The sequence below is a fragment of the Vibrio sp. 10N.286.48.C11 genome, from assembly GCF_041469805.1.
GTDB lineage: Bacteria > Pseudomonadota > Gammaproteobacteria > Enterobacterales > Vibrionaceae > Vibrio > Vibrio crassostreae_C.
In genome coordinates this window covers 1-7,397 of sequence record NZ_JBFRLK010000069.1, presented here as the reverse complement: position 1 = coordinate 7,397, position 7,397 = coordinate 1, and the positions used below count along the sequence as shown (strand labels likewise).

Here is a 7,397-nt window from a genome sequence, read left to right as displayed (position 1 = left end):
TTTACGTTACTTGAAGCGCTTGACCACGAAGATGGTCTGGTGAATAACAGTTTGAGCTTTGACCTGCCTGTTTATGCGGTAGACAGCGATGGCGATGATTCTTTGGTTTCTCAGTTAAATGTAACCATCGGTGATGATGTTCAAATCATGCAGGATGGTACGTTAGATATCACTGAGCCAAATCTTGCAGACGGCACAACCACAACCAGTACCATTGATGTGATGCCAGAGCAGAGTGCTGATGGCGCGACCATTACTGAGTTTACTTACGATGGTGGGACTCCACTGACGCTTGACCAAGCTGATACTGGCGAGCAAGAGTTTATCTTCACTGAAGGCTCGTTGTTTATCACTCTTGAAGGTGATGTGCGTTTTGAACCAAACCGCAATCTAGACCACACGGTTAGCGAAGACATCGTCAAATCGATTGTGGTGACCTCAAGCGATTTAGATAACGATGTGGTGACGTCAACGGTCACTCTGACGATTACTGATGGTGATATTCCAACCATCGAATCCGTACCAAGCGTGACGCTATCAGAAACACAGCTTGCCGATGGCTCGACACCAAGCGGCAGTGCGGTGAGCCAAACCGAGACTATCTCGTTTACCAACCAAAGTGATGATGTTGAGAAGTTCCGAATCGAACCAATTGAGTTCAATGTGGGTGGTGCGTTAACGTCGAACAACATTGCGGTTGAGCTTAAAGAAGACCCAGCAGACTCAGGCATCTATACCGGCTTTATTGATGACGCTGGAACGGACGTTCCTGTCTTCAGCTTAAACTTCTCCGGTACTACGTTAGGCGAATACACCTTCACACTGCTTGAGGCATTAGATCATGCTGATGGCTTAGATAACAACGAACTGACCTTCGACTTACCAGTTTATGCGGTGGACTCAGATGGTGATGATTCATTAATGTCTCCGTTGTCGGTGACCATCGGTGATGATGTTCAAATCATGCAAGACGGCACGTTAGATATCATCGAGCCGAATCTGGCCGACGGTACGGTGACAACCAACACCATTGATGTGATGCCAACGCAAAGTGCTGACGGCGCGACAATCACTCAGTTCACCTACGATGGTCAACTTCGAACACTTGATCAAACTGACAATGGCGAGCAAAAGTTCAGCTTCACGGAAGGCGAGCTATATATCACTCTTGAAGGAGAAGTACGCTTTGAGCCGAATCGTAACTTAGACCACTCGGTGAGCGAAGACATCGTGAAATCGATTGTTGTGACTTCAAGTGACTTCGATAACGACTCTCTGACTTCTACCGTAACACTGACGATTACGGATGGTGATAACCCTACGATCGACGTCATTCCAAGCGTTACCCTTTCTGAAACTAACCTGAGCGATGGCTCTGCTCCGAGTGGCAGCGCGGTAAGCTCGACTCAAACCATCACGTTTACCAATCAAAGTGATGATGTGGTTCGTTTCCGTATTGAGTCAACTGAGTTCAATACTAACGACGATCTTAAATCGAACGGTTTAGCCGTTGAGTTACGTGAAGAGCCGGCGGGGTCGGGTGACTACATTGGTTTTACTACTAGTGCGACGAATGTCGAAACCACGGTATTTACGCTGAGTTTTTCTAGCACCACATTAGGTGAATATACCTTCACTTTGCTTGAAGCGTTGGACCACCAAGATGCCCGTGGCAACAACGACCTCAGTTTTGAACTGCCTGTTTATGCGGTAGACAGTGATGACGATGATTCACTGATGTCTCCGTTAAATGTCACTATCGGTGATGATGTTCAAATCATGCAAGATAGTACGTTAGATATCGTCGAGCCAACCGTCGCAGATTTGGCCGCTGGCATTGTGACAACTAACACCATTGATGTGATGCCAAATCAAAGTGCCGATGGCGCGACGATCACTCAATTCACTTATGATGGCCAACTTCGAACACTTGACCAAAATGACAATGGCGAACAACAGTTTAGCTTCACGGAAGGTGAACTATTCATCACTCTTGAAGGTGAAGTGCGCTTTGAGCCTAATCGTAATCTAGACCACACGCTGAACGAAGACATCGTGAAATCGATCGTGGTGACGTCTAGTGACTCCGATAACGATGTGCTGAACTCAACCGTCACGTTGACCATTACCGATGGTGATATCTCAACCATTGATAATGTGCCAACAGTGAACTTGTCGGAAACAAATCTGAGTGATGGCTCTGCACCAAGTGGCAGCGCGGTTAGCTCAACTCAAACCATTACTTACACCACTCAAAGTGATGATGTGACAAGCTTCCGTATTGAACCAACGGAGTTCAATGTTGGTGGCGCTTTGACATCAAATGGATTGGCCGTCGAACTGAAAGCGGACCCAACCACGCCGGGTGGCTACATCGGCTTTGTGACTGATGGTTCGAACGTTGAAACTAACGTGTTTACGATTAGCTTCTCGGATACCAATTTAGGCCAATACACCTTCACCTTACTTGAAGCACTAGACCATGTAGATGGCTTAGCGAAGAATGATCTGACTTTTGATCTTCCTGTTTATGCGGTTGATAGCGATGGTGATGATTCACTGGTGTCTCAACTGAATGTGACCATCGGTGATGATGTTCAAATCATGCAAGATGGTACGTTAGATATTATCGAGCCAAATCTGGCTGATGGAACAATCACAACTAGCACCATTGATGTGATGCCAAATCAGAGTGCCGATGGCGCGACTATCACCCAGTTTACGTATGACGGTCAAGTTCGCACTCTGGATCAAACTGACAATGGTGAGCAGCAATTTAGCTTCACTGAAGGTGAGTTGTTCATCACGCTTGAAGGTGACGTGCGCTTCGAACCTAATCGTAATTTGGACCACACGGCTAGCGAGGACATCGTGAAGTCGATTGTGGTGACCTCAAGCGATTTAGACAACGATGTACTGACTTCCACAGTGATGCTGACGATTACTGATGGCGATATCCCAACGATTGATGCGGTACCAAGTGTTACGCTTTCGGAATCTAATTTAGCCAATGGCTCTGCGCCAAGCGGAAGTACAGTAAGTCAAACTGAGACGATTACTTTCACCAACCAAAGTGATGATGTGGCGAGTTTCCGTATTGAACCTACTGAATTCAATGTCGGCGGTGCACTGAAATCGAATGGTTTTGCGGTTGAGATAAAAGAAGATTCGGCTAATCCGGGAACTTACATCGGTTTTATTACCGATGGCTCGAATACTGAAGTTCCTGTATTCACGATTGCTTTCTCTACGAGTACGTTGGGTGAATACACCTTTACTCTGCTTGAAGCGTTAGACCATGCGGATGGTTTAGATAAGAACGATCTGAGTTTTGATCTGCCTGTTTATGCGGTTGATACGGACGGCGACGATTCACTGGTGTCTCAGCTGAATGTGACCATCGGTGATGATGTTCAAATCATGCAAGATGGTACGTTAGATATCATCGAGCCAAATCTTGCAGACGGCACAATCACAACCAACACCATTGATGTGATGCCCGAGCAAAGTGCTGATGGTGCGACGATCACTCAGTTTACTTATGACGGTCAGCTAAGAACGCTTGATCAAAATGACACTGGTGAACAGCAGTTCAGCTTCACAGAAGGCGAGTTGTTTATCACCCTTGAAGGTGAAGTGCGCTTTGAACCTAATCGCGATCTAGACCATTCCGTTAGCGAAGACATCGTGAAGTCGATAGTAGTGACTTCAAGCGACTTCGATAACGATCCGGTGACTTCAGCCATTACGCTGACCATTACTGATGGTGACAATCCGACTATCGATTCGGTACCGAGCGTTGTACTTGAAGAAGCTGATTTAACTGATGGCTCATCGCCAAGTGGCAGCGCGGTTAGTCAAACGGAAACCATCACTTTCACTAATCAAAGTGACGATGTTGAGAAATTCCGTCTAGAACCAAGTGAATTTAATACTAACAACGCGCTCAAGTCCGATGGCTTGATCATTGAGATTCGAGAGGAACCAACAGGATCAGGCAATTATATTGGTTTCACGACCGATATTTCGAATGTCGAAACCACTGTGTTTACACTCGATTTCAACAGTACCACTTTGGGTGAGTACACCTTCACGCTTCTGGAAGCGATTGACCACACACCAATTCAAGGCAATAACGACCTAACATTTGACTTGCCAGTTTACGCAGTGGATACCGACGGTGACGATTCGTTAATGTCATCACTATCGGTAACGATTACTGATGATGTTCAAGTGATGGTGAGTGGTTCGCTTAGTATCGAAGAGCCTACTGTTGCCGACTTAGCTGCAGGCACGCCAACAACATCAGTATTTGATGTATTAACATCCGCGAGTGCTGATGGGGCGACCATTACTCAGTTCACTTATGATGGTGGGGCGGTATTAACGCTTGATCAAAACGATACAGGTGAGCAGAAGTTCGTGGTTGCTGATGGGGCATTATATATCACTCTGCAAGGCGATATTCGTTTCGAACCAAGTCGTAACCTTGACCATACTGGTGGCGATATCGTGAAGTCGATAGTCGTAACTTCAAGTGATTCCGATAGCGATCTTGTGTCTTCAACGGTAACGCTAACCATTACTGATGGCGATATCCCAACGATTGACACGGTGCCAAGCGTTACTCTGTCAGAAACGAATCTGAGCGACGGATCTGCTCCGAATGCAAGTGCGGTAAGTTCAGCTCAAACCATTACCTTTACTAACCAAAGTGATGACGTGATGAGTTTCCGTATTGAACCGACTGAGTTTAATGTTGGTGGTGCTCTGAAATCGAACGGATTGGCTGTCGAACTGAAAGCTGACCCAACTACACCGGGTGGCTACATCGGTTTTGTGACTGATGGTTCGAACGTTGAAACTAACGTGTTCACGATTAGCTTCTCGGATACCAATTTAGGTCAATACACCTTTACGTTACTTGAAGCGCTTGACCACGAAGATGGTCTGGTGAATAACAGTTTGAGCTTTGACCTGCCTGTTTATGCGGTAGACAGTGACGGTGATGACTCAGTGATGTCGTCACTGACTGTGACCATCGAAGATGATGTTCAAGGCATGAGCAATGGCATCCTGAATATCGAAGAGCCGACCGTCGCCGATCTGGCCGCAGGGGTGGTGACCACAACTACCATTGATGTGATGCCAGAGCAGAGTGCTGACGGTGCTACCATTACTGAGTTCACTTACGATGGTGGGACTCCACTGACGCTTGACCAAGCTGATACCGGTGAGCAAGAGTTTGTGTTTGCTGAAGGCTCTTTGTTTATCACACTTGAAGGTGAAGTACGCTTCGAACCAAACCGCAATCTAGACCACACGGTTAGCGAAGACATTGTGAAATCGATTGTGGTGACATCCAGCGATGGCGATGTGGACGTCGAGACCGCGACGGTTGTTCTGACCATTACTGATGGTGATATTCCAACCATCGAATCCGTACCAAGCGTGACGCTATCAGAAACACAGCTTGCCGATGGCTCGACACCAAGCGGCAGTGCGGTGAGTCAAACCGAGACTATCTCGTTTACCAACCAAAGTGATGATGTTGAGAAGTTCCGAATCGAACCAACTGAGTTCAATGTGGGTGGTGCGTTAACGTCGAACAACATAGCGGTTGAGCTTAAAGAAGACCCAGCAGACTCAGGCATCTATACCGGCTTTATTGATGACGGTGGAACGGACGTTCCTGTCTTCAGCTTAAGCTTCTCAGGTACCACGTTGGGTGAATACACCTTCACGTTGCTTGAGGCGTTAGACCATGCCGATGGCTTAGATAACAACGAACTGACCTTCGATTTGCCAGTTTATGCGGTGGACTCAGATGGTGATGATTCATTAATGTCGCCGTTGTCGGTGACCATTGGTGATGACGTCCAAATCATGGCGAACGGTACGCTGGATATTACCGAGCCGAATTTAGCTGACGGTACGGTGACGACCAATACGATTGATGTAATGACGGCGCAAAGTGCCGATGGAGCTGTGATTACCCAGTTCACTTATGACGGTGGTACCGCTCAAACTCTAGATCCAACAATCACAGGCGAGCAGAAATTTACGTTCACTGAGGGTGATGTGTTCGTCACCATCGAAGGTAATGTGCGCTTTGAACCGAACCGTGATTTAGACCACGAGAGTGGCGATATCGTTAAATCTCTCGTCTTCACGTCAAGCGATGGCGATGTGGATGTTGAAACAGCCACTGTCACACTGACGATTATTGATGGTGATATCCCAACGATTGAATCGGTGCCAAGCATCGCGCTTGCTGAAGCAGATTTAGCGGATGGCTCGTCACCAATCATGGGGGCAGTGAGTCAAACAGAAACCATCTCATTCACGAATCAAAGCGACGATGTAGAGAAGTTCCGCCTAGAGCCAACCGAATTTAATACAGACAACTCGCTCAAATCAGATGGTTTGATCATTGAGATTCGAGAGGAACCAACAGGCTCTGGCAATTATATTGGTTTCACGACCGATATTTCGAATGTCGAAACCACGGTGTTTACTCTCGATTTCAGCAGTTCCACTTTGGGTGAATACACCTTCACTCTTCTGGAAGCGATTGACCACACACCAATCCAAGGCAATAACGACCTAACATTTAACTTGCCAGTTTACGCGGTTGATACCGACGGTGATGACTCGTTAATGTCACCTCTGTCAGTCACTATTACCGATGATGTTCAAGTTATGGCTAGTGGCGATCTGACGATTGAAGAGCCTACTGTCGCCGACTTAGCTGCAGGTACGCCAACGACATCCGTTTTCGATGTATTAACATCCGCAAGTGCTGATGGCGCGAGTGTGACTCAATTTACCTATGACGGCACCGCTTACTCTCTAGACCCGAATGATGCGACCGAGCAAGAGTTTACCTTCACCGAAGGATCACTGTTTATTACGACTCAAGGGGAAGTACGCTTTGAGCCGAACCGAGATTTAGACCACTCGGTTGGCGATATCGTTAAGAGCATCGTGGTGACATCGAGCGATGGTGATGACGACGTTCTTACCTCGACAGTGACGCTGACCATTACGGACGGCGATGTGCCGACCATTGATGTCATTCCTCCAATCTCACTATCTGAAACGAATCTAGCCGATGGCTCTGATCCATCTAACTCTGCGGTCAGCGACACCAAAGTCATTCAGTTTACTCATGAGAGTGACGATGTTGAGTCGTTCCGTATCGAGCCTGCAGAGTTCAATACTCTAGGTACGTTAACGTCAAACAACTTGGCGGTTCAGCTAAAAGAAGATCCTAACAGTGCTGGCGATTACATCGGTTTTGTGAAAGATGCGTCGGATGTTGAAACCAACATCTTTACCGTTACCTTCTCTGGTACAAATCTAGGTCAATACACCTTTACGTTACTTGAAGCGCT

The 7,397-nt window shown here is 46.9% G+C and carries 1 pseudogene; it reads left to right on the top strand.

Annotated elements, in window-relative coordinates:
• A pseudogene (locus AB4209_RS16795) lies at positions 1-7,397 on the top strand (hypothetical protein); the annotation flags it as partial.